This window comes from Pseudomonas sp. QLc11A (assembly GCF_052112305.1).
Classification (GTDB): Bacteria; Pseudomonadota; Gammaproteobacteria; order Pseudomonadales; family Pseudomonadaceae; genus Aquipseudomonas; species Aquipseudomonas laurylsulfatiphila.
The window spans coordinates 252,919-275,393 of record NZ_JAVAJJ010000001.1; the positions used below are offsets into that span (position 1 = coordinate 252,919).

Sequence of the window (22,475 nt, forward strand, 5' to 3'; positions counted from 1 at the left end):
AGGCCGATCACGGGCGGCCAGACAAGCGCCGGGGAGTTTGTACTCTTTGCGGCGCAGGGAGACGGATCATAGCACCGGGGGGGCGGCATAACCACGCAACAACTGTGTGGAATAGAGGTTCCGCGAATCAGATGGCCGCGATCAACTGCAGCGCTACGGCAAACATCATCACCGCCACCAACAGATCGAGAATTCGCCAGGTACCGGGGCGGGCGAGCCAGGGTGCCAGCCAGGCCGCGCCCAGCGCCAGGGTGAAGAACCACAGCAGCGAGGCACTGGCCGCGCCGACTACATAAGCGCCAGGCTCGGTTTGTTGTGCGCCCAGAGAGCCGATCAGCAAAACGGTGTCCAGATAGACGTGCGGGTTGAGCAAGGTCACCGCCAACGCGCTGAGCATGACCGCCCGCAGCGAGCGTACGGTCTGACCCTCGCCCTGCTCAAGGCTCTGTTTCGAAAAGGCCCGGCGCAGTGCCTGGGTGCCATACCACAACAGAAACGCTGCACCGCCCCAGCGGGCGATGGCCAGCAATGTCGGGTTCTGTGCCAATACCGTCGCCAGGCCGAACACCCCGGCCGCCACCAGCAGGGCGTCGCAGGCCACGCAGAGTGCCGCGACCGGCAGGTGATGTTCACGCCGCAGGCTTTGCGCGAGGACAAACGCATTCTGGGTGCCGATCGCCATGATCAGGCCAAAGGCCACCAACAGGCCGTTCATATAACTTTGCCACATGATTTTTTACTCCGCGTTGGCTGCCAGATCCCGCAGCACCTGCAGGGCACGGTCGGCGTCGGCCTGGCCGACAAACAAATGGTCGTGGTAGTAGCCGGCAATCACGTTGCAACTGATGCCGGCCTTGCCCAATGCCGTGGCGAATGCGGCGGTCAGGCCAACCGCTTCGAGTGCCGAATGCACGTTCAAGGTGATCCAGGCGGCGATGTAGTCGAAGTGCAGCCCGGCTTTTTCGGCGTGGGAGCGTTCGAGAATCACGGTCAGGCCTTCCTGCTCGCGGAAGCTGCCGACAATCTCCAGGCCCGCAGGCAACTGGCCGTCGCGCAGGGTGCAGAACACGTATTCGCCGGCATTGAGTTGCGGGCTCATGCTGCGCAGCAACGTTGCCAATGAAGTTTCGCCAGCCATGTGGGTGATCCTTGTTCAAGAGTTCTTGCTGGTCATTGTCCCTGCGAAGGCTGTATAAGAAAAACCAATCTTGCTGATCGCTCATTAGGAAAACTGATGTTCGACTATAAATTGCTTTCTGCCCTGGCCGCCGTGGTCGAACAGGCTGGTTTTGAACGGGCAGCCCAGGTGCTGGGCCTGTCGCAGTCAGCGATATCCCAGCGCATAAAGCTGCTGGAAGCGCGGGTTGGCCAGCCGGTGCTGGTGCGGGCCACACCGCCGACGCCGACGGAAATCGGTCGGCGGTTGCTCAACCACGTGCAACAGGTGCGCTTGCTTGAACGGGATTTGCAAAGCCTGGTGCCGGCACTGGATGAAGAGGGCCTGCCGGAGCGGCTGCGGATCGCCCTGAACGCCGACAGCCTGGCCACCTGGTGGGCGCAGGCGGTGGGGGAGTTTTGCGCGCAACAGCATCTGTTGATGGATCTGGTGGTCGAAGACCAGACCGTCGGCCTCAAGCGCATGCGCGCTGGCGAGGTGGCAGCCTGTGTCTGCGCCAGCGAGCGTCCGGTGGCTGGCGCGCGCAGCGTGCTGCTGGGGGCCATGCGTTACCGTGCGCTGGCCAGCCCGGCCTTTATTGCCCGGCATTTTCCGCAAGGCGTACGCGCCGATCAATTGGCCCGCACTCCGGCGCTGGTGTTTGGCCCGGACGATTTCCTGCAGCACCGGTATCTTGCGTCCCTCGGCGTCGAGGGTGGTTTCGAACACCATTTATGCCCGTCGTCCGAAGGCTTCATTCGATTGACCGAAGCCGGTCTGGGCTGGGGCCTGGTTCCGGAACTGCAGGTACGCGAGCAACTTGAAAGGGGCGTGTTGCGGGAGTTATTGCCAGATAAGCCGATCGATGTGCCGCTGTACTGGCATCATTGGCGTAATGGCGGTCAGTTGCTGGGGCTGCTCACCGATCAATTGGTCAGCGCATCGAAGCAATGGCTGGTGCCTTGGAAGCAGCCTTAAGCGTCAAGCTGCAAGCTGCAAGTGAAGCGCTTGCGGACCGTTTTTAACTTGCAGCTTGCCGCTTGAAGCTCGTGGCTGCATTTGTTGGAGCAATTCATGAAGATTCTGGTTACCGGCGCAAGCGGCTTCATCGGCGGACGCTTTGCGCGTTTTGCCCTGGAGCAGGGCCTGGACGTGCGGGTCAACGGTCGCCGGGCCGAGAGTGTGGAGCATCTGGTACGTCGCGGGGCCGAATTCATCCAGGGCGACTTGAGCGACCCGGAACTGGCGCGCGAACTGTGTTCGGACGTCGAGGCCGTGGTGCATTGCGCCGGTGCCGTCGGTTTATGGGGGCGTTATCAGGATTTCCATCAGGGCAACGTCCAGGTTACCGAGAACGTGGTCGAAGCCTGCCTGAAGCAACGGGTACGCCGACTGGTGCATTTGTCGTCGCCGTCGATCTATTTCGATGGTCGAGACCACCTGGGCCTGACCGAAGAGCAGGTGCCCAAGCGCTTCAAACACCCTTATGCCGCCACCAAGTACCTGGCCGAGCAAAAAGTCTTCGGCGCCCAGGAGTTCGGTCTCGAAACCCTGGCCCTGCGCCCGCGTTTCGTGACCGGGGCCGGCGACATGAGCATTTTCCCGCGCCTGTTGAACATGCAGCGCAAGGGGCGCCTGGCAATCATCGGCAACGGTCTGAACAAAGTTGACTTCACCAGCGTGCAAAACCTCAACGAGGCGTTGCTCAGCAGTTTGCTGGCCAGCGGTTCCGCGCTGGGCAAGGCTTACAACATCAGCAACGGCACGCCGATTCCTTTGTGGGACGTGGTCAATTACGTCATGCGCAAAATGGACGTCCCACAGGTCACCCGCTACCGTTCCTACGGCCTGGGCTACAGCGTGGCGGCGCTCAACGAGGGCGTGTGCAAGGTGTGGCCGGGGCGTCCCGAACCGACGCTGTCGCGTCTGGGCATGCAAGTCATGAACAAAAATTTCACCCTGGACATCAGCCGCGCCCGGCATTATCTGGATTACGATCCCAAGGTCAGCCTCTGGACGGCGCTCGATGAATTCTGTGGCTGGTGGAAGGCGCAGGATATTCGCTGAGGCTCGAACAGCGCGCCATTTCTGAACCGGATACGGGCTTGGGGGTCAATGGTTGCGGCAGTGGGGTTTATACTGCGCGGCATAAAGCCATTATGTGATTCACAAAGGTTGATTCAATGTCCATGCGAAACGATGCCAACGACGACTTCGACGATGTACCGAGCTTGCGTGCAGACGTTCTCGATGACGATTATCCGCCCACTGCTCGCACGGTCGTGCATTCGCGCACGGCGCCGGTGGTGAAGGTCAAGGCGGCGAGTACCGGTCCCCTGTGGGCGTTGGTCGGGGCGTTGTTCTTTGCGTTCGCGGGCCTGGCCTGGTGGAGCTTTCAGCAGATCTCCCTGATGGAACAGCAACTGGTGGCGACCCAGGAAAGTTTCGCGCGAATCAGCGAGGAAGCGGCAGGGCGCCTGCAGGACATTTCCGGAAAGGTCGTGGCCAGCCAGACCAGTGTCACCACCGACAGCGAGGCCTTGAAGCTGCAAATCCGCCAGCTGGAAGGCAAGCTCCAGGATCAGAGCACCCAGCAGCAAGGTGTGGCCGGCCAGGCCTCGGACCTGGACAAGCGACTGGCGCAAATGTCCGCGCAAACCAGCGAAGTGGACAAGCGCCTTGCACTGATGACTGCCCAGGGCACCGAACATCAGGCGGTCAATACGCAGTTGCAGGCCGAGGTCAAAGCCTTGAGTGCTGAAGTGGCCGCCCTGAAAAGTGCTCCGTCCGACTCGGAAAAATTCGATGCACAGTTGAAAAGCCTGGGTGCCGACATCGTCGCCCTGAAGAAGCAAGGCAACCCGAGCGCTGCCATCGAGCGTCTCGAGCAAGACATCGTCGTGCTCAAGAGCGTGCAGGACAACCGTCCGGCCGCCGCACCGGGCGCGACCAATACCGCCGAGTTCGATGCCTTCCGCAGCCAGGTCACCCGCAACATCAATACCCTTCAGGCGCAGATCCAGAACCTGCAACAGCAGTTGCGCGCCCGGCAGTAATACGAGCACTTGTGGCGAGGGGGCTTGTCGGAATGCCGCGCCACCCCGTTCGGCTGCGCAGCAGTCGTAAAACCGGTAACCGCGGTGTGTCAGGCCATCACCGGTCGCAGGTTTTAGCGCCGCTTCGCAGCGCAACGGGGGCAAGCCCCCTCGCCACAAAAGCCCCCGCGGTGTGTTTTCCCGAATATCCATGCCTCCCCCCATTGCCGTCTACGCTCTTGAAACACCATCAGGAACGAGGGATACGCAATGGGGTTTCTGCATAAGTCCGCCTTGTTATGCGGCATGTTTTTACTGTGCCTGGGCCAGGCACAAGCTGCCGGGACGGAAAAGGACGACAGCAAGGCGGCCATCGCCCTGCTGGAAAAAGCCTTGGCCTACTACCACGAGAACGGTGACAAGGCCTTTGCGGCGTTCAGTCGCCAGGGCGAGTTTGTTGACAAGGACCGTTACGTCTTTGTGCTCGACACCAAGGGCGTGATGCTTGCCAGCGGCGGACCGTCGTCGGCGTTGATTGGCCGGGACGTGTCGCAGGTGCTGGGTCCGGACTTGCAGAAAACCTTCAAGGACGCCCTGAAGGTGCCGGAGGGCAATGGCATTCAGCAGGCGGAGTATCGCTGGTAGAACTGGAGCGACGGCAAGGTCGAGCGCAAGCATGTCTACTACCAGCGCATCGGCCAGAGGATTCTGGCGGTCGGTTATTACCTGCCCCGAGCCTCAGCTGAACAGGCAATGGCCTTGCTGAACAAAGCGGCAACCGATCTGGCCAGGGACGAAAAGGGCACCCTGACGGCGATCAATTCCCTCAAGGGCGGTTACCTGCAGGATGACCTGTATGTGTTTGTCGTCGACCTGGACACCCGGCGTTATGTGGCCCACGGCACCAACCTGCGGCTGATCAATACCGATTTCAGCAAGATCGAAGACCCGGAAGGCAAGCCGGTGGGCGAGCCGATTCTGGCGTTGATGGCCAAACAGGATTACGGCGAATACGAATACCGCTGGAAAAATCCGGTGACTGGCAAGGTCGAGAACAAGCATGCCTACCTGAAGAAGGTCGGGCATTTTCTGGTGGCTGTGGGGTATTACAGTCCTTGAATGGTAGTGACTGTCAGATCGCCTTCGCGAGCAAGCCCGCTCCCACATTAGACCGAGTTCTTCATCAGCACGCGGTCAACTGTGGGAGCGGGCTTGCTCGCGAATACAGACAACGCGGTCTACCTATCGAACCTTGTCCTCGCGCCCGCGCAACAACATGTTCGGCATGGCAATCGCCGCCGCCAGCCCCAGTAACGACACCACCGCACTGACCGTCAGCAAGTACCGGAACGTCAGCAGCAATTCAGCACGCAAGGCGTTCTGCGCCTCACCCGGTGCGGCGTTCAATCCGTCGAGCAACACATTCCCCGAACTGCCTTCGGCAATCAGCGACGAGCCGGCCAGGTGCGCGAAGCTTGAATCCTGCAACAAAGCCAGCAGCAGCGCCGACATCAATGCCACACCCACGGCACCGCCCAGCGAACGGAACAGGTTGGTGGTGCTGGTGGCGACGCCGATGTCCCGCTGGTCCACCGAGTTCTGCGTGCCGACCAACGATGTCGGGAACTGCATGCCCGAGGCAATCCCGCACAGCAGCATGAAAAAGCTGCTCACGACGAAGGCCTGCGGTGGGCTGAACGCCATGCCGGTAATCGCGATGGGCATCAGCGCGGCACCGGTGAGGATCATTGGTTTGTAGCGCCCGGTCACCGAGGTGCGGCGGCCGGCGAAGTACGCGCCAATCGGCAAGCCCATGGCCAGCGGCAGCAGATGCAGGGCGGCGCTGTCGGCCCCGGCGCCGGTGACGCTCTGGAAGCGCAGCGGCATCAATACGATCAGCGAGATGGCCTGGAAACTGGTGAAGAAAATCGTGCACCAGCACAGGATCGCAGGGCGGTTGGCGAACAGATGCATAGGCAGCAATGGCTCCCGTGCCCGCCGCTCATGCACCACGAACAGCCCAAGTACCAGTATCGAACAAGCGAGCAGCGCCAGCACCTCGGCACTGCGCCAGGAATGACCCTGACCGACCTGCGTGATGCCCAGCAACAATGCCGTCAGCCCGATGATCATCAACACGGTGCCCAGGTAATCAATGACCGGTTTGCGTTGCGGAACCGGCAGGCCCACCAGCGTGCGATGGGCCACCAGCCAGGCACCCAGCCCCAGCGGCAGATTGATCAGGAACACCCAGCGCCATGACAGGTATTCGGTCATGTAACCGCCGAGCACCGGGCCCGCCACGCTGGCCACCGCGTACATGCTGCTGAAATAGCCCTGATAACGACCGCGTTCCCGTGGCGGCACGATGTCACCGATGATCGCCTGGCTCACCGAAATCATCCCGCCGGCCCCGATGCCCTGGATGATCCGCGCCAGAACCAGTTGCTCCATGCTCTGGGCCATGCCGCAGAACACCGACGCCAGGGTGAACAGGCCCATGCCGAACAGCATCAACTTGCGCCGCCCGTACAGGTCGCCCAGTTTGCCGTAGATCGGCACCGCCACGGTCATGGCCACCATGTAGCCGGAAATCACCCAGGCCAGCAGGCTGACGTCCTTGAACTGTGCGGAGATGGCCGGCATCGACACGGCGACGATGGTCTGGTCCAGCGCCCCGAGAAAGATCGCCAGCATCAGCGCGATCAGCACGCTGCGGATGGCGGGTTTGGGCGTTTCAGGTTGATGGAGATTGGTCACGGGAAAACCTGCGGGCATTGATTGACCCGCACGAGGCAAGGCGAGCGGGGATGCTCGCCAGTGTAAGTCGATAGCAGGCTATTCGATAGCCTCATAAGGAAGCCCGACGTAGTTTTCCGCGATGGTTTTTCGACCCGCCTCGGAGTCGATGAAATACTCCAGTTCCGACTCGGCAATGCGCTGGCTGAAGGCATCGTGCTCATCGAAACGGTGCAGCATCGAGGTCATCCACCAGGAAAACCGCTCGGCCTTCCACACCCGGCGCAGGCAGATTTGCGAGTATTTCTCCAGCAGATCAACGCGGTTTTCACGGTAAACCTTGAGCAGGATATTGAACAGAGTACTCACATCGCTGGCTGCCAGGTTCAGGCCCTTGGCGCCGGTGGGCGGAACGATGTGCGCGGCATCGCCGACCAGGAACATCCGCCCGTATTGCATCGGTTCGACCACGAAGCTGCGCAGCGGCGCGATGCTTTTTTCGATGGACGGGCCGGTCACCAGTTTGTCTGCCAACGCTTGTGGCAACCGCGTCTTGAGTTCATCCCAGAAGCGTTGATCCGACCAGTTATCGACATGATCGCTGGTGGGCACTTGAAGGTAGTAACGGGTGCGTGTCGGCGAGCGCATGCTGCACAGGGCAAAACCACGCTCATGGCGGGCGTAGACCAGTTCGTCGTGGACCGGTGGGGTATCGGCCAGGATCCCGAGCCAGCCGAAGGGGTAGATCCGTTCGAAGACTTTCAGGCTCTCGGCGGGAATCGATTGCCGCGCCACGCCATGGAAGCCGTCGCAACCGGCGATGTAGTCGCAATCGAGTCGCCAGGTCTCACCATCCTTCTCAAAAGTGACAAAGGCTTCATCGGTTTTCATACCGTGGGGAACGACCTTGGCTGCCTGGTAAATCGTTTGCGCGCCGGCCTCCCGACGGGCGGCCATCAGGTCGCGGGTGACCTCGGTCTGGCCGTAGATCATCACGGTTTTGCCACCCGTGAGGGTGTGCAGATCGATGTGCACCTGGCGCCCGTCGAGGGCCAGTTCGAAGCCGCCATGCACCAGCCCCTCGGTGTCCATGCGCTGACTCACGCCGGCCTGGCGCAACAGCTCTACCATGCCTTGTTCAAGCACGCCGGCGCGGATTCTGCCCAGTACATAGTCCGGGGTCTGACGTTCGAGAATGAGGGTGTCGATACCGGCGTTGTGCAGCAATTGGCCGAGCAACAAGCCTGCAGGGCCGGCACCAATGATGGCGACCTGGGTTTTCAGCGTTTTCATTGTTTTTATGACTCGCAAGCTTCACGCGACCAGGGTCGGTGAATGATTTTTATGGATCGAGTGCTTGCATTTTTCCCTTGCGGGTCTGTCAATTGAAGGTGAAAACTGAGCCGATAGCTGTACATTCTGCCAATCGGTGCGATTATCGCCCGCCATCAAACTCCGAGGCCTGGATTGAAGTGATGAACAAGCCTGACCTGCCTTCGATTCCGGTGTTCAAGCTCTACGGTGAAAGCCTGGATTGGCCGACCCCGGACTTGCTGCACTGTGAAACCATTTCCAAACGCAGCCGCGAACATCATTGGGAAATCAAACCCCACCGCCACGCTGATTTATGCCAACTGCTCTTCGTATTCAAAGGTCAGGCAGAGCTTGAAATCGAAGGCCAACGTACACAGCTGCTGGAACCGGCGATCCAGATCCTGCCACCGCTGTCGGTGCATGGCTTTCGCTTTTCCGAGGACGTGGAAGGGTTTGTCGTGACCCTGGCTGCGCCGCTGATCGCCCACCTGCAGATGCAGTTGGGACACTCGGTCAATGCCCTGGCCCAGGCCGAAAGTTACCCGGCAGGCAAGGACGCCGAGTACCTCAACAGCCTGTTCAGTGCCTTGCAGAGCGAATACAACAGTCATCAACCGGCGAGGGAAATGCTCATGCATTCGCTGGTCAGCGTGATCGTGGTGTGGGTCAGCCGCCAGGTGATCCAGCGTCGCACCGCCATGGCGCGACCGCAGCGGGCCCGGGAATACCTCAACGGTTTTATTCAACTGGTGGAAGAGACTTATCGCCAGCACGTCAAGGTCGAGGATCTGGCGCACCGGCTGGGGATTTCCGTGTCGCACCTCAACGGCACCTGTCGTGAGCTGGCGGGGCAACCGGCGTTGCAGATCATGCACGAACGACAATTGCTGGAGGCCAAGCGCTTGCTGACCTACACCAGCATGACCATTTATGAAATGTCCGACGTGTTGGGGTTTTCCGATCCGACCAACTTCACGCGCCTGTTCCGGCGTCGTGTGGGGATTTCGCCCAAGGCCTTCCGCGACCGCTTGAAGGCCGATCAGGACAACGAAGCCTGACCCCCCTTCGTTACCGGAGGGCGTTGAGGGTGGCGTTGTGGGGGATGCAGCGCTCGAAGTTGCAGCTCGCGGCTTCACGGGGCAGGTTGCGCAGTTGCTCGACGCGCCAGGCGGCAGCGCCATACAGCCCGAGCGTGACCGCGCAGGTGATGAAGATCGCGAGGTATCTTCTTGTTCTGATGTTCATGGCGTTGACCTCTGAACGAATACCTTTCGGTACTACTTTGAGCATAGGTCAGCGCTGGTGAGTTGCTAGCAATAGCGCGTCATGGATGTACCGCGACATTCAGAACGCTGATGCCTCCTGTGGGAGCGAGCTTGCTCGCGATAGCGGTGGATCAGTCGACATCATTGGTGAATGTTCGGTAGCCATCGCGAGCAAGCTCGCTCCCACAGGGCTTTCATTTACAACCCGATATCCCACGTCGGTTCTTCCGGAAACCTCACAACCAGAAAATCCAGCAGGCTGCGCAGCGCCGCTGGCATGTGCTTGCGCGAGGCATACACCGCATACACGTTCATTTGCCGGGGTTCGGCCACTGGCAGCAGGCGAATCAATTCGCCGCTGTGAATGTGCACGCCGGCCTGGTAGGTAGGCAGCATCGCCACCCCGGCGCCGGCGATCGTTGCGCGCAACAGCGTGCTGGCCTCGTTGGCGCTGATGTTGCCCTGCACCGGTACTGAAACCTGCTCGCCGTCCTGCTCGAAATGCCAGAGGCTTTTGCCGAAATAGGAATGGGTCAGGCAGTTGTGCAGGCTCAGGTCCTCGACCCGTTGCGGCGCCGGATGTTCGCTTAAGTAAGCAGGGGAAGCGCAGATCACCGAGCGGCAAACCGTCAGGCGGCGGGCGATCAGGTTCGGGTCCAGGTCGTTGCTGGTGCGGATCGCCAGGTCGATGCGCTCATCCACCAGGTTCACGGTGCGATCGAGCATCTGCATGTCGACGCTGACGCCGGGGTAGCGCTTGACGTACGCGGCCATGGCATCGGCCAGTTGCGCCTGGCCGAACGAGGTGCTGACGCTGATCCGCAGCAGGCCGCGCGGTGCGTCGTCCGGTTCGCTGACGGCGGCTTGCATGTCGCTGGACAAGTCGAGCATTTGCCGGCAGCGGGGCAGGATCTCGTTGCCGGCGGCGGTCAGGCTCAACTTGCGTGTGGTGCGATGCATCAGGCGCGCGCCAACCCAATCTTCCAGTTCCGCCAGATACCGCGACACCACCGGCCGTGACAGCTCCAGGTGATCGGCGGCGGCCGACTGGCTGCCGAGGTCGACCACGGTGACGAACACACGCATTGCTTGAAGACGATCCATGATTTGCCCGCTTTCAGAAACAAACTATGTTCAAGCATCGCATTTTTTGTACCGAGTCAGGCAACTAAGCTCTGTTCCCCTGTAGGAGCGAGCTTGCTCGCGATGAATTCAAATACACCGCGTATCCCCCGATAAATACGCGTCATCGTTTGCGACCATCGCGAGCAAGCTCGCTCCTACAAAAAAGGGCATCCGCCAAACACGGCATTCGGACAACGGAGCAACAAATGATCGGTTTCACCACCCTCAAGCGCGTTTTACTGGCAAGTGCCGCCTTCGGTTTCGCCGCCCATGCAGCCGCCTCGAACCTGACGCTGGATGCCTACAACCCCGGCGAAAAAGCCATCTTCCCGGTGACCTCGGTGCTGGTCAGCGGCGAAAAGGAAGCGATTCTGGTGGATGCCCAGTTCGGCAAGTTCCAGGCCGAGCAGGTGGTGGAAAAAATCCGCGCCAGCGGCAAGCAACTGACCACCATCTACATCAGTCACGGCGACCCGGACTACTACTTCGGCCTCGACACCCTGACAGCCGCGTTCCCCAAGGCCAGGGTCCTCGCCTCGCAGCCGACCGTTGATCACATCAAGCAAACCGTCGACGGCAAACTGGCCTTCTGGGGCCCGAAAATGGGGGCCGATGTGCCGGCCAAAACCATCGTGCCGGACGTGCTCAAGGGCGACAGCCTGGTCCTTGAAGGACAGAAGTTGCAGGTGCTTGGACTTGAGGGGCCGCAGCCGGATCGCAGCTTTGTGTGGATTCCGTCGATCAAGGCTGTAGTCGGCGGTGTCGTGGTGGCGCAAAACATCCACGTGTGGATGGCTGATACGCAAACGGCACAGTCCCATGCCGATTGGTTGGCTACGCTGCATTCCATTGAAACCCTGAAACCGCAGGTCGTGGTGCCGGGCCATTACCTCGGCGATAGCGGTCGCTCCCTGGCAGCCGTGCAGTTCACCGCCACTTACATCAAGGCCTTCGACGAAGAAACCGCCAAGGCCAGGGATTCCGCTGAACTGATTGCGGCAATGAAGAAACGCTTCCCGGCACTGGGCGATGAAAGCTCCCTGGAGCTGAGCGCTAAAGTCGCCAAGGGCGAGATGAAGTGGGGGGAATAAATTTAAGGGTTAATGGGAATTCCTGTGGCGAGGGAGCTTGCTCCCGCTGGAGTGCGAAGCACTCCCCCTGCATTCCTTCAGGCTCCCCATAGACACAGGTTTTACGACTGCTGCGCAGCCGAGCGGGAGCAAGCTCCCTCGCCACAAAAGCTCCTATGCAACATACCGATACTTTCAAACCAACTGGAGTACGTCATGAGCAACATCGCAATCATCGGTGCCACCGGTCGTGCCGGTAGCCAACTGCTGGAAGAAGCCCTGCGTCGCGGTCATAGCGTTACCGCCATTGCCCGCGACACATCGAAAATCGGCCAGCGTGCGGGTGTGGTCACACGCAACGTCGACGCTCTGGATGCCAGTGCATTGCAAGCAGCCATCGAGGGGCATGACGCAGTCATCAGCGCGGCACATTTCGCAACGCTGCCTGCAAGTGCCGTCATCGGGCCGGTGAAGAAGGCCGGGGTCAAACGCTTGCTGGTAGTGGGTGGCGCCGGGTCGCTCTTGTTGCCCGATGGTACTCGGGTGATCGATAGCGAAGGTTTCCCTGAGGCCTACAAGGCAGAGGCCAGCGCCGGTGCCGAGTTCCTCGCAAACTTGCGTGAAGAGCGGGATCTGGACTGGAGCTTCCTGTCGCCTTCGGCCGAATTTGTCGAGGGCGAGCGCACCGGGACATTCCGCCTCGGCCAGGATGATTTGCTGGTGAGCAGCGAAGGGCGCAGCTGGATCACGTTCGCCGACTATGCGATTGCAATGCTCGATGAAGTCGAGGCGCCAAAGCATTCGCGTCAACGGTTTACAGTTGGGTATTGAGGGCGTGGCTTAAACCATTCGCGAGCAAGCCCGCTCCCACAAATACTGCGTTCACAAGATATCTACTGTGGGAGCGGCGGTGCGGCGATCCGACTTGCTCGCGAAGCTTTTCAGCGGCTCTGCGCCTGTGCCACCAGCCACCCCATCAATTCACGTAACTTCGGCGAAGGTCCGGGTTTTTCGGGGAATACCAGGTAATACGCCAACCCTGTTGTGACCTTCAATTCGAATGGCATGACCAGCCGCCCGGCATTCAGGTCATCGCCGATCAGCGACCAGTCGCCAATCGCCACCCCCGTTCCCTGGGACGCCATCGACATCGCCAGGTCCAGTGTTTCGAAATGCTGGCCCTTGCCGACATTGGTCAAATTCACATCCGCGGCCTTCAACCAGGCCTTCCAGTCCCGTTCATCGCGGGTCGGGTGCAGCAGCAGGTGTTGTTGCAGATCGGCAGGTGCCTGCAGGGGTATGGGGCCTTCGAGCATCGGTCTGGAACACACCGGCGTGAGTTGTTCATCGAAGAGTTTTTGCGACATCAATGAATGGTCCGGCGGTGCGCCGTACATCACCGCCGCATCGAACTGTTCGAGATGAAAATCCACGCCGTGCTTGACCGTGGTGGTCAGCTCCACCGGCACGTCCGGGCGTTCCCTTTGCCATTGCAGCAGGCGCGGCAGCAACCAGCGCATGACGCAGGTCGGTGCCTTGAGTTGCAGGGTTTCGCGCTTCTCGCCGATCTGTTCCACGGCCTCATCGATCAGGCCGAAAATCTGCTGCACCCGGGGCAACCACTCCCGTCCTTCGGCAGTCAGGTCCAGGCCTCGGGCCTGGCGAATGAACAGCTCATAACCCAGGTGATCTTCCAGCCCGGCGATCTGCCGGCTGACTGCGCCCTGGGTAATGTGTAGTTGTTCGGCGGCCCGGGTGAAATTGCAGCACTGCGCGGTAATCAGAAAAGTGTGCAGCGCCGGCAGGGGAGGCAGTCGTTTCATTGGGATCCAAGGTATGACGTGAGGACATGGCTAGTATGACTTTTTATCCATTGTTGCGGCTACGTGTCGCCCGTTCCAATGAGGCCATTCCCGGGCCTGCCAATCCATCATAAACACAGCGCATGCCCGGCGTCTCAAACGAACAAAAAGGGCAAAGACATGGCGACGTGCGGCGAAGTATTGGTCAAGTTACTCGAAAACTACGGAGTCGAGCAGGTGTTCGGCATTCCGGGGGTTCATACCGTGGAGCTGTATCGCGGGCTGGCCCGTTCGAGCATCAACCACGTGACGCCGCGCCATGAGCAGGGCGCCGGCTTCATGGCCGACGGCTACGCCCGCACCAGCGGCAAACCGGGCGTGTGCTTCATCATCACCGGCCCTGGCATGACCAACATCACCACCGCCATGGGCCAGGCCTACGCCGATTCGATCCCGATGCTGGTGATCTCCAGCGTGCAATCGCGCAGCCAGTTGGGCGGCGGTCGCGGCAAGCTGCATGAACTGCCGAACCAGGGCGCACTGTGTGCCGGTGTCGCGGCGTTCTCCCACACCCTGATGTCGGCGTCGGAATTGCCGGGTGTGCTGGCTCGAGCCTTTGCGCTGTTCCAGGCGGGCCGTCCGCGTCCGGTGCACATTGAAATTCCATTGGATGTGTTGGTCGAAGACGCTGACGAGCTGCTCAGCAGCCTGCCGGTCAACATCGACCGCGCCGGTGCTTCGCCGAGTGCCGTGTCGCGCATGACCGAATTGCTGGCCAACGCCAAGCGTCCGCTGATTCTCGCCGGTGGTGGTGCCATCGACGCGGCGGCCGAACTGACTGCGCTGGCCGAGCTGCTGGACGCGCCGGTCGCCCTGACCATCAATGCCAAGGGCATGCTTGCCTCCAACCACCCGTTGCTGATCGGTTCGACCCAGAGCCTGGTCGCCACCCGTGCGCTGGTCGCCGAGGCCGACGTGGTCCTGGCTATCGGCACCGAACTGGCCGAGACCGACTACGACGTGACCTTCGCCGGTGGCTTCGAGATTCCTGGCAAGTTGCTGCGCGTCGATATCGACCCGGACCAGACCGTGCGCAACTACCCGCCGCACGTGGCGCTGGTGGCCGACTCGCGCAACGCTGCCCAGGCCTTGCTCAGCGCCTTGTCGCACAAATCCCTGGCCGAACGCCGCAACGATTGGGGCCAGGTACGGGCCGCTCGTCTGCGTGAAAACCTGGCCGCGACCTGGGACGCACCGACTCTGGCCCAGACCTGTTTCCTCGAAACCGTCCTGCACGAGCTGCCGGACGCGGTATTCGTCGGTGATTCGACCCAACCGGTATACACCGGCAACCTGACGTTCAACCCGGAGCGTCCACGTCGGTGGTTCAACTCGTCCACCGGTTACGGCACCCTCGGTTACGCCTTGCCGGCGGCGATTGGTGCCTGGCTCGGCGGCAGCGCTAAAAACGGTATTCGCCCGCCAGTGGTGTGCCTGATCGGTGACGGCGGTCTGCAGTTCACCCTGCCGGAACTGGCCAGCGCCGTTGAAGCGCGCACTCCGGTCATCGTGCTGCTGTGGAATAACCAGGGCTACGAAGAGATCAAGAAATACATGGTTAACCGTGCCATCGAGCCGGTCGGTGTGGACATCTATACCCCGGACTTCATCGGTGTGGCCAAGGCCTTGGGCTGCGCGGCCGAAGCCGTCAGCAGTGTCGAGCAATTGCGCGGCGCATTGCGTGTGGCCCACGATCGCCAGGGCCCGACCCTGATTGAAATCGACCAGGCCGAGTGGATGAAGGCGGTGTCGAAATGACGTTCCCGACTACCCTGGATGGCCTGTACATCAACGGCCAATGGTCGGCCGGCAATGAACACCTGCGCGTGATCAACCCGGCGACCGAAGCCCTGTTGACCACGGTCAATGGCGGCGATGAGCGTGCGGTTGATCAAGCGGTGAGCGCGGCGACCCAGGCGTTCGCCGGCTGGTCGAAAACCACCGGTGCCGAACGCGCTGCCATCCTGCGCAAAATCGCCGCGGGCGTGCAGGCCAACCGTGAAAAACTGATGCACTTGCAGTCGAGCAACAACGGCAAGCCGCAATTCGAAGCCGCGATCGACGTCGATGACGTAATCGCCACGTTCGAGTATTACGCCGGTCTGGCCGAAGGGCTGGACGCGAAGCAGGATAGCGCCATCGAACTGCCGAGCGACGACTTCAGTGCGCGTTTGCGCCGCGAGCCGTGCGGCGTAGTCGGCCTGATCGTGCCATGGAACTTCCCGATGGTCACCACCGCCTGGAAACTCGCCCCGGCCCTGGCCGCCGGTTGCTGCGTGGTGCTCAAGCCTTCGGAAGTGACGCCGCTGCCAGAGTTGGAACTGGCAACGATCATCGCTGAAGCAGGCTTGCCGGCGGGCGTGTTCAACCTGGTGTGTGGCACTGGCCTGGCTGTTGGCGCGCCATTGTCGGCGGATCCGCGTATCGCGAAAATTTCCTTCACTGGCAGCAACGCCGTTGGCGTGCAGGTCATGCAGCGGGCGGCGGAAACCGTCAAAGGCGTGAGCCTGGAACTGGGAGGCAAATCATCGCTGCTGGTGCTGGCCGATGCCGATCTCGACCTTGCGGTGGAAGTGGCTTGCGGCGGTGGTTTCTTCAACGCCGGGCAGATGTGCTCCGCCACCAGCCGCGTGCTGGTCGCCGATGAACTGGCCGATGAATTCCTCAGCCGCGTGAAGGCCCGTGCCGAAGCGATTCGCGTGGCCGACCCGTTCGACCCGAACGTGGAAATGGGCGCGCTGGTCAATCAGGCGCAATACCAGCGTGTCCTGGGCCACATCGATCGTGGTTTGAGCGCCGGTGCCAAACTGGTTTGCGGTGGCAATCGCCCGGCGGACTTGCCGCGCGGATATTTTTTGCAGCCGACGGTTTTCACCGAAGTGCCCCTCGACAGTGCGCTGTGGTGTGAAGAGATATTCGGCCCGGTGATCTGCGTGCGCAGTTTTGCCTCTGAAGCCGAGGCGATTGCCCTGGCCAACGACAGCCAGTTCGGCCTGGTCGCCAGTGTGGTCACGCGCAATGCCGAGACCGCTGACCGCGTCGCCAACGCTCTGCAGGCGGGGCTTGTGTGGATCAACGCACCGCAGGTGATCTTCCCGCAGACCGCCTGGGGCGGCTATAAGCAGAGCAGCATAGGCCGCGAATTGGGGCCTTGGGGCTTGCAGGCTTTCCAGGAAATCAAACACGTGATCCGGGCTGTCTGACACCGATCACCTGTAGGAGCGAGCCTGCTCGCGATGGACGTCAACGATAACGCGGGGTACCTGAATGAGCGCGGTGCCTTTGCGTCCATCGCGAGCAGGCTCGCTCCTACAGAAAACCCATCCGCATGCCCCGAAAGTAGGCATGCGCTGGCGTCATGGCTTCAATGAGTTTTTATCGATAGTCAGCTGTTTTACACGACCTCAGGATGAAATCGCTGGCTCAGCCAACCCCCGAAAATAGAGGGGCCAACGCTGGTCCGGTCGCGCGGATGCAACAGTTTCGACCTGCCTTATACCTACAAAAACAAAGGGAGTCCGTAATGGGCGAGCATGATCTGAACAGACGTCAATTTATCAAGACCGTGGGCGTAGCCTCGGTTGCAGCGGCAGCCATGAGCATGCCGTTCATCAAGGCCAATGCCAGCGACACACGTTTTGCCGGCAAGACCCTGCGTTTGCTGACCTGGTCCGATGACACCGGCTTGGCTGCACTGCGCAACATCGCCGCGACGTTCGAAGACAAGTACGGCTGCAAGGTCATCGCTGACCGCACCGGCAGTACCTCGGAAATGGTTGCCAAACTCAAGGCCGGCGGTGATCGTCCGCAGTACGACATCATCACCCTGGCAGGCGTTGGCGCCGAAGGTCTGGCCGCCGCCAACCTGCTGGAAAAACCCGACCTCAACCGCATTCCCAACCTGGTCGATGTACCGGAGAAGTACCGCACCGGCGCCAATGGCCACGGTATCGGTTACCTGCTGTGGTGCAACAGTCTGGTCTACAGCACCCGCACCCAGAAAGAAGCCCCGACCAGCTACGCCTCCCTGTGGGATGCCGACGCGGCGCCGAACATCTTCCTGCCGCCGCCGAACTGGACCGAGGCCATGGACCTGATCATCATCGCCGCCAAACTGGCCGGTGGTGACGAGCACAACATCGAACCTGGCTTCAAGAAACTCGCCGAGCTGAAAGATCGTGTGGTGACCCTGGGTGAAAACCCGAACCAGATCGCCGAGCTGTTCCGCACCGGTTCCCTGGACATGGGCGGCCTGTACGCACCGGCGTTCTTTCCGAAACAGATCCGCGATCCGAACTACGGTCTGGGCGCGACCTTTGGCATGAAGGAAGGTTTCTACACCGACCTGATGCTCTCGGTGATGCCGAAGAACCGTCCGGGCGATACCGACATGGCCTATGCCTTCATCAACCACTCTCTGGACCCATTGGTGCAGGGCAAGATGGCTGAAGACATCTACAACGGCCCGGTCAACGCCAAGGCGATCATCTCCGCCGAAGCGCGCAAGAGCCCGTACATCCTCACGCCGGAGCAGATTGCCGAGAAGGCGATCATGCACGACAACGCCTTCCTGGCGACTGTGCATGACCAATGGATTCGTCGTTACACGGAAATCTTTTCTTCCTGATCTGTAGGAGCGAGCTAGCTCGCGATGGACGTTAACGATGACGAGGGCTGCCTGAATGAGCGCGGCGCCTTCACGTCCTTCGCGAGCAAGCTCGCTCCTACAGGGGGCCGGGGTTGACACCCCGCTTCCGTGTGCCATTGATCCTCCATTGACGAGACCCTTTGCTATGGAACACCAACCTCTGACCCATCCGGTGAGTGCCGCTCCCGTGCGCGCCGCTCGGGGTGTTTCGCCAACGACGCGCGCCTGGCTTTTCCTCTCGCCGTCGATGCTGTTTCTTGGCGTACTGATTGCCGCCAGCCTCTTGGTACTGCGCATGAGCGTGGGCACCAAAGGCGCGGAATGGTCCGGGTTCAGCCTGGCCAGCTACGCCCAGTTGCTGGAACCCTATTACCTCAAATCCCTGATGCTGACCCTGCGCCTGGCGCTGATCAGCGCGGTGATCGCAGTGATTCTGGCGATCCCGGTGGCCTACACCATGTCGCGCCTGACCTCGCCGTTCGTGCGACGGATCTTCCTGGCGGCGGTGTTGCTGCCGTTGCTGGTCAACCTGCTGCTGCAAAGCTACGGCTGGCTGGTGATCCTCGGCCCAGGCGGCATGCTCAACCAGACCCTGATGGGCCTGGGCCTGATCAAGCGCCCGATCATGCTGTTGTACAACCAGAACGGTGTGTTGATGGGCCTGGTGCAAACCGCCTTCCCGCTGGCCGTGTTGCCGATCGCCAGCGCCATGCGCGGCGTCGCCCGCAGCTACGAAGAAGCCGCTGCCACCCTCGGCGCCAGTCGCTTCCAGGTGTTCCGCCAGGTGGTGTTGCCGATGAGTCTGCCGGGGATCATTACCGGTGCGACCCTGGTGTTCGCCTACAACGCCAGCAGTTTCGTGGTGCCCTTGCTGCTCGGTGGCCGGCGCGTGCCGATGCTGGCGGTGATGGTGCATGACCAGATCGCGCCGTTGATGAACTGGCCTGCCGCATCCGCTGCCGGCGTGGTGCTGATCGTCACCACCCTCGCGATCATGACCCTGTCCGAATACGTCACTGGCCGTCGTCGGCGCATGCTGGAGGCTTCCCAATGAGTACCCTGACCAAGAAACGTTATGGGCTGTTGCCCGGCGAGACCGGCAAGTTCGCCGGCATCCTCTCGGGCTTCATCCTGCTGTTGGCGGTGCTGCCGATCCTGACCATGATCGTGATGTCGTTCAGCGGCGCGTCGAACCTCGACTTCCCGCCGAGCAGCTACAGTCTGCAATGGTACAAGGCCGCCTGGCACACCTTCGTGTCGCCGGACGCCAGCGATGTGCTGAGCCTCGGCCAGGCCATGAGCACCAGCCTGCTGGTGTCGTGCCTGACCATGATTTTCGCCACGATCATCGCAGTGCCGGCGGCCTACGCGCTGACCCGTTGCGAGTTCCGCGGCAAGGCCGTGGCCTTGCAACTGATGTCGTTGCCGCTGGTGTTCCCGATGGTGGTGTTGGGTCTGGCATTGCTGCTGGTGTTCGACAGCCTGCCGTTCCACATGACCACCTCGCGCCTGGTGATTGCCCACGTGATCCTGGCGCTGCCGTTCGTGGTGAAGAACTGCACGGCAGCGATGCTCTCCATCGGCAGCGAAGTCGAGGAGGCCGCGCAGATGCTCGGTGCTTCACCGCTGCGGGCGATTGTCGATGTGGTGGTGCCGTTGATGAAGTCGGGGATCCTGGCGGGCATGCTGCTGGCGTTCATCGTCTCGTTCAACGAATTCACCGTGACTTACTTCCTCTACACCATTGATGTGATGACCGTGCCGATCTGGATGTACAGCCGCACCGTGTCTTCACTCGACCCAACTGTATTTTCGTTTGCCGTGCTGATCGTGCTGATCGACTTCGTCCTGATCTGGGCGCTGGAGAAGCTGGTTGGTGAAGGTGGCGTTTCGTTCTGATTTCTTGAGGTACTTCAAATGTCTGGTCTGATTCTGGAAAACGTCGAGAAACATTACGGCTCGGCCTGCGCGGTAACCGATGTGAACCTGCATTTGCCTGAGGGCAAACTGGTGTGTTTCCTCGGCCCTTCGGGCTGTGGCAAAACCACGCTGCTGCGCATGATTGCCGGCCTTGAAACCCTGACCGGCGGCGAGATCCGCCTGGACGGTGAAGACATCGGCCACACCCCGGCGCACCTGCGCAACTTCGGCATGGTGTTCCAGTCCCTGGCGCTGTTCCCGCACATGACCGTGGGTGAGAACATCGCCTATCCGCTGAAACTGCGCGGAGTCAGCAAGGCCGACCAGCAGGCGCGGGTTGTGGAGTTGCTGGAGTTGATCCAGTTGCAGCAAATGATTGATCGTCCGGTGGCCAAGCTCTCCGGCGGGCAACGCCAGCGCGTGGCGATTGCCCGGGCGATTGCCAATCACCCGAAAATCCTCCTGCTCGACGAACCGTTGTCGGCGCTGGACGCCAAGCTGCGTGAATCGATGCAGGTGGAAATCCGTCAACTGCAACAGCGCCTGAACATCACCACCATCATGGTGACCCACGACCAGCGCGAGGCCATGACCATGGCCGATATCGTGGTCGTGCTGGGTGAACACCGGGTTCAGCAAGTGGGTACGCCGATTGAAATCTACCGGCACCCGGCCAACGAATTCGTCGCGGACTTCATCGGTTCGGGCAACATCTTCCCGGCCACGGCGCTGGGCAACGGCAAGGTCAGCCTGCCGGGTGGCGATGCGCTGCAAGTGCCGATCTGTACGAGCGTTGCGGCAGGGGAAAAGGTGAAGATGCTGATTCGTCCGGAAGACCTGCAACTGTCGGCGCCGCAGGCGACGGCGGGCAACCGCTTGCTGGGCAAGGTGACCTTCGTGCGCGATATCGGCGCGACCATCGAGACCACGGTTGAGTGTTCCGGGGTGTCATTCACCGCGCTGAGTACGCCGTGCCAGGGCTTTGGCCTGAGCGTCGGTCACCCGGTGTCGGTGACCTTGCCGGCGGAGGCTTGCCGGGTACTTGGGGCCTGATCCCGGTTTGATGTTGTTTGTACTGGCCTCATCGCGAGCAAGCTCGCTCCCACATTGGACGGTGTACGCTGGACCCTGTGGGAGCGAGCTTGCTCGCGATGAGGCCAGTACTGCTTGCAAAGAAACAAGTTCAGACTGACAACCGCAACCGCGCCAGATCCCTTAACGGCGGCGCGCCGAACAACCGGCTGTATTCCCGGCTGAACTGCGAAGGGCTTTCATACCCGACGCGATACCCCGCCGCCGAAGCCTCCAGCCCTTCGGCCAGCATCAACCGCCGCGCTTCCTGAAGGCGCAACTGCTTCTGATACTGCAACGGACTCATCGCCGTCATCGCCTTGAAGCGGTGATGCAGGGTCGATACGCTCAGGTTCACTTCCTTCGCCAGATCATCGATGCGCAACGGCTGTTCAAAGTTGCCATTGAGCCATTTGATCGCCTGGCTGACGCGATGGCTCTGACTGTTGGCGATGGCGATTTCGTACAGCCGATGTCCCTGTTTGCTGCGCAGCAGTCGATAGAGGATCTCGCGGCGAATCAGCGGCGCGAGCATGGCGATGTCCTTCGGCGTGTCCAGTAGCCTTGCCAGGCGCAGTACGGCATCCAGCATGGCCGTGTCGAGCCGCTCGACATACAGCCCGCGCCCGGTCGGCCGGGAGGGCACGCCGAGGGGGCCGGCGTCGGCGATCAGCGCGGTGATTTCCGCCGGATCGATGTCCAGGCGCAGGGCCAGGATAGGCTCCTCGGCCGAGACATCCACCACCCGTCCACTGAGCGGCATCGAGACCGAGACCACCAGGTAGTTCAACGGGTCGTAGTTGAAATACTCGTTGGCCAACTGAACTTCCTTGCGCCCCTGGGCCATGATGCACAGTGCCGGTTGCGCGAGCACCGGGGCAAACTCGTGGGACTGGCTGTGGCGGGACATGAACAGCGAGCCGATGGCCGTGGCATAACTGCCATCTTCGGCGGTGTTGCGGCGGATGATCGCCGCCAGTTCCGCGCGCTGCTTTTCCATGTCGGTGTCCAGCGGGGCTTGAAAGTGATCGAGTGACGTCATGCGCGGCATCCTCGGCAGGCATGGAGGGAATGGAGCAGAGCATAAGTTTGTGCAAGTGGCAGCGGTAGACACATCCTGCCGGATGCTTGCCTGATTCTGCCTGGTGGCGACTGGCGGTGTAGCCACTAGAGCCTTGAGCCGCAAGAACTTGCTTGAAACTCGTAGGGCAGAACCGTGACAGGGTTTTACAGCTTGTTACAGGCTTGTCATGCAGTTTCGCAGGATTGT

20 protein-coding genes and 1 pseudogene are annotated in these 22,475 nt (G+C 61.1%); 13 read left to right on the plus strand and 8 right to left on the minus strand.

What is annotated here, in order from left to right; translation table 11 throughout:
• Positions 1-127: 127 nt before the first annotated feature.
• Together Q8X48_RS01190 and Q8X48_RS01195 are read right to left on the minus strand one after the other, a co-directional pair.
• On the minus strand, positions 128-730 hold the full coding sequence (locus Q8X48_RS01190) for a LysE/ArgO family amino acid transporter (RefSeq protein ID WP_015096661.1): 603 nt from the start codon (positions 728-730) through the stop codon (positions 128-130).
• A gap of 6 nt (positions 731-736) precedes the next feature.
• Positions 737-1,138: an ACT domain-containing protein gene (locus Q8X48_RS01195; RefSeq protein WP_407799207.1), complete on the minus strand. Its 402-nt coding sequence runs from the start codon at positions 1,136-1,138 to the stop codon at positions 737-739.
• Between the two features lie 96 nt (positions 1,139-1,234).
• Between Q8X48_RS01195 and Q8X48_RS01200 the strand changes: the two genes are divergently transcribed.
• The 4 genes and pseudogenes from Q8X48_RS01200 (at position 1,235) to Q8X48_RS01215 (ending at position 5,310) form a co-directional block, all read left to right on the plus strand.
• The gene (locus Q8X48_RS01200) at positions 1,235-2,134 is read left to right on the plus strand and encodes a LysR family transcriptional regulator ArgP (RefSeq protein WP_116581099.1); all 900 of its coding nucleotides are present in this window, start codon (positions 1,235-1,237) and stop codon (positions 2,132-2,134) included.
• Positions 2,135-2,230: 96 nt separating this feature from the next.
• Positions 2,231-3,223 carry an NAD-dependent epimerase/dehydratase family protein gene (locus tag Q8X48_RS01205; protein WP_102675253.1) on the plus strand — a complete coding sequence of 331 codons (993 nt, stop codon included), beginning with the start codon at positions 2,231-2,233 and terminating at the stop codon, positions 3,221-3,223.
• Between the two features lie 116 nt (positions 3,224-3,339).
• Positions 3,340-4,212, plus strand: coding sequence for an ATPase (locus Q8X48_RS01210; protein WP_126047341.1), 873 nt, complete (start codon positions 3,340-3,342; stop codon positions 4,210-4,212).
• 249 nt (positions 4,213-4,461) lie between these two features.
• Positions 4,462-5,310 (plus strand): annotated as a pseudogene (locus tag Q8X48_RS01215) (cache domain-containing protein).
• A gap of 123 nt (positions 5,311-5,433) precedes the next feature.
• Here the strand turns inward: Q8X48_RS01215 and Q8X48_RS01220 are convergent.
• Together Q8X48_RS01220 and pobA are read right to left on the minus strand one after the other, a co-directional pair.
• Positions 5,434-6,951, minus strand: coding sequence for an MDR family MFS transporter (locus Q8X48_RS01220; protein ID WP_407799209.1), 1,518 nt, complete (start codon positions 6,949-6,951; stop codon positions 5,434-5,436).
• A 78-nt stretch (positions 6,952-7,029) separates the two neighbouring features.
• A complete protein-coding gene (pobA, locus tag Q8X48_RS01225; protein ID WP_407799585.1) occupies positions 7,030-8,214 on the minus strand; it encodes a 4-hydroxybenzoate 3-monooxygenase in 1,185 nt (394 codons plus the stop codon).
• 191 nt (positions 8,215-8,405) lie between these two features.
• On the opposite strand from pobA, the gene Q8X48_RS01230 reads away from it, so the two are divergent.
• On the plus strand, positions 8,406-9,302 hold the full coding sequence (locus Q8X48_RS01230; RefSeq protein ID WP_407799210.1) for a helix-turn-helix domain-containing protein: 897 nt from the start codon (positions 8,406-8,408) through the stop codon (positions 9,300-9,302).
• Positions 9,303-9,312: 10 nt separating this feature from the next.
• Here Q8X48_RS01230 and Q8X48_RS01235 read toward each other — a convergent pair whose 3' ends face one another.
• Positions 9,313-9,489 carry a hypothetical protein gene (locus tag Q8X48_RS01235; RefSeq protein ID WP_007978514.1) on the minus strand — a complete coding sequence of 59 codons (177 nt, stop codon included), beginning with the start codon at positions 9,487-9,489 and terminating at the stop codon, positions 9,313-9,315.
• Between the two features lie 218 nt (positions 9,490-9,707).
• Positions 9,708-10,613 carry a LysR family transcriptional regulator gene (locus Q8X48_RS01240; protein WP_407799211.1) on the minus strand — a complete coding sequence of 302 codons (906 nt, stop codon included), beginning with the start codon at positions 10,611-10,613 and terminating at the stop codon, positions 9,708-9,710.
• A gap of 227 nt (positions 10,614-10,840) precedes the next feature.
• Here Q8X48_RS01240 and Q8X48_RS01245 point away from each other — a divergent pair, with 227 nt between their 5' ends.
• On the plus strand, positions 10,841-11,725 hold the full coding sequence (locus Q8X48_RS01245) for an MBL fold metallo-hydrolase (RefSeq protein WP_407799212.1): 885 nt from the start codon (positions 10,841-10,843) through the stop codon (positions 11,723-11,725).
• 195 nt (positions 11,726-11,920) lie between these two features.
• Positions 11,921-12,535, plus strand: a complete 615-nt coding sequence (locus Q8X48_RS01250; protein ID WP_407799213.1) for an NAD(P)-dependent oxidoreductase — start codon at positions 11,921-11,923, stop codon at positions 12,533-12,535.
• 110 nt (positions 12,536-12,645) lie between these two features.
• On the opposite strand, the gene Q8X48_RS01255 is transcribed toward Q8X48_RS01250, so the two are convergent.
• Entirely contained in the window at positions 12,646-13,527 is an 882-nt protein-coding gene (locus tag Q8X48_RS01255; protein ID WP_407799214.1) for a LysR substrate-binding domain-containing protein, read from the minus strand.
• Positions 13,528-13,686: 159 nt separating this feature from the next.
• On the opposite strand from Q8X48_RS01255, the gene Q8X48_RS01260 reads away from it, so the two are divergent.
• The 6 genes from Q8X48_RS01260 to Q8X48_RS01285 all read left to right on the plus strand — a co-directional run bounded on the left by Q8X48_RS01260 (position 13,687) and on the right by Q8X48_RS01285 (position 21,187).
• Entirely contained in the window at positions 13,687-15,324 is a 1,638-nt protein-coding gene (locus Q8X48_RS01260) for a 5-guanidino-2-oxopentanoate decarboxylase (protein ID WP_407799215.1), read from the plus strand.
• Positions 15,321-16,769: an aldehyde dehydrogenase family protein gene (locus Q8X48_RS01265; protein WP_407799216.1), complete on the plus strand. Its 1,449-nt coding sequence runs from the start codon at positions 15,321-15,323 to the stop codon at positions 16,767-16,769. Before Q8X48_RS01260 ends, Q8X48_RS01265 begins: the two co-directional genes overlap by 4 nt.
• A 320-nt stretch (positions 16,770-17,089) precedes the next feature.
• Positions 17,090-18,193, plus strand: coding sequence for an extracellular solute-binding protein (locus tag Q8X48_RS01270; protein ID WP_007978499.1), 1,104 nt, complete (start codon positions 17,090-17,092; stop codon positions 18,191-18,193).
• A gap of 166 nt (positions 18,194-18,359) precedes the next feature.
• Positions 18,360-19,268: an ABC transporter permease gene (locus Q8X48_RS01275; protein WP_095965428.1), complete on the plus strand. Its 909-nt coding sequence runs from the start codon at positions 18,360-18,362 to the stop codon at positions 19,266-19,268.
• Positions 19,265-20,113: an ABC transporter permease gene (locus Q8X48_RS01280; RefSeq protein WP_007978496.1), complete on the plus strand. Its 849-nt coding sequence runs from the start codon at positions 19,265-19,267 to the stop codon at positions 20,111-20,113. Before Q8X48_RS01275 ends, Q8X48_RS01280 begins: the two co-directional genes overlap by 4 nt.
• An 18-nt stretch (positions 20,114-20,131) precedes the next feature.
• Positions 20,132-21,187, plus strand: coding sequence for an ABC transporter ATP-binding protein (locus Q8X48_RS01285; RefSeq protein WP_102675244.1), 1,056 nt, complete (start codon positions 20,132-20,134; stop codon positions 21,185-21,187).
• 130 nt (positions 21,188-21,317) lie between these two features.
• Here Q8X48_RS01285 and Q8X48_RS01290 read toward each other — a convergent pair whose 3' ends face one another.
• Entirely contained in the window at positions 21,318-22,247 is a 930-nt protein-coding gene (locus tag Q8X48_RS01290; RefSeq protein ID WP_007978490.1) for an AraC family transcriptional regulator, read from the minus strand.
• Positions 22,248-22,475 lie beyond the last annotated feature (228 nt).

What these genes read in the sequence shown, in the direction of transcription:
- Q8X48_RS01190 (WP_015096661.1), bottom strand. Translation starts at nt 730, where the DNA reads ATGTGGCAAAGTTATATGAACGGCCTGTTGGTGGCCTTTGGCCTGATC.
- Q8X48_RS01195 (WP_407799207.1), bottom strand. Translation starts at nt 1,138, where the DNA reads ATGGCTGGCGAAACTTCATTGGCAACGTTGCTGCGCAGCATGAGCCCG.
- Q8X48_RS01200 (WP_116581099.1), top strand. Translation starts at nt 1,235, where the DNA reads ATGTTCGACTATAAATTGCTTTCTGCCCTGGCCGCCGTGGTCGAACAG.
- Q8X48_RS01205 (WP_102675253.1), top strand. Translation starts at nt 2,231, where the DNA reads ATGAAGATTCTGGTTACCGGCGCAAGCGGCTTCATCGGCGGACGCTTT.
- Q8X48_RS01210 (WP_126047341.1), top strand. Translation starts at nt 3,340, where the DNA reads ATGTCCATGCGAAACGATGCCAACGACGACTTCGACGATGTACCGAGC.
- Q8X48_RS01230 (WP_407799210.1), top strand. Translation starts at nt 8,406, where the DNA reads ATGAACAAGCCTGACCTGCCTTCGATTCCGGTGTTCAAGCTCTACGGT.
- Q8X48_RS01235 (WP_007978514.1), bottom strand. Translation starts at nt 9,489, where the DNA reads ATGAACATCAGAACAAGAAGATACCTCGCGATCTTCATCACCTGCGCG.
- Q8X48_RS01240 (WP_407799211.1), bottom strand. Translation starts at nt 10,613, where the DNA reads ATGGATCGTCTTCAAGCAATGCGTGTGTTCGTCACCGTGGTCGACCTC.
- Q8X48_RS01245 (WP_407799212.1), top strand. Translation starts at nt 10,841, where the DNA reads ATGATCGGTTTCACCACCCTCAAGCGCGTTTTACTGGCAAGTGCCGCC.
- Q8X48_RS01250 (WP_407799213.1), top strand. Translation starts at nt 11,921, where the DNA reads ATGAGCAACATCGCAATCATCGGTGCCACCGGTCGTGCCGGTAGCCAA.
- Q8X48_RS01255 (WP_407799214.1), bottom strand. Translation starts at nt 13,527, where the DNA reads ATGAAACGACTGCCTCCCCTGCCGGCGCTGCACACTTTTCTGATTACC.
- Q8X48_RS01260 (WP_407799215.1), top strand. Translation starts at nt 13,687, where the DNA reads ATGGCGACGTGCGGCGAAGTATTGGTCAAGTTACTCGAAAACTACGGA.
- Q8X48_RS01265 (WP_407799216.1), top strand. Translation starts at nt 15,321, where the DNA reads ATGACGTTCCCGACTACCCTGGATGGCCTGTACATCAACGGCCAATGG.
- Q8X48_RS01270 (WP_007978499.1), top strand. Translation starts at nt 17,090, where the DNA reads ATGGGCGAGCATGATCTGAACAGACGTCAATTTATCAAGACCGTGGGC.
- Q8X48_RS01275 (WP_095965428.1), top strand. Translation starts at nt 18,360, where the DNA reads ATGGAACACCAACCTCTGACCCATCCGGTGAGTGCCGCTCCCGTGCGC.
- Q8X48_RS01280 (WP_007978496.1), top strand. Translation starts at nt 19,265, where the DNA reads ATGAGTACCCTGACCAAGAAACGTTATGGGCTGTTGCCCGGCGAGACC.
- Q8X48_RS01285 (WP_102675244.1), top strand. Translation starts at nt 20,132, where the DNA reads ATGTCTGGTCTGATTCTGGAAAACGTCGAGAAACATTACGGCTCGGCC.
- Q8X48_RS01290 (WP_007978490.1), bottom strand. Translation starts at nt 22,247, where the DNA reads ATGACGTCACTCGATCACTTTCAAGCCCCGCTGGACACCGACATGGAA.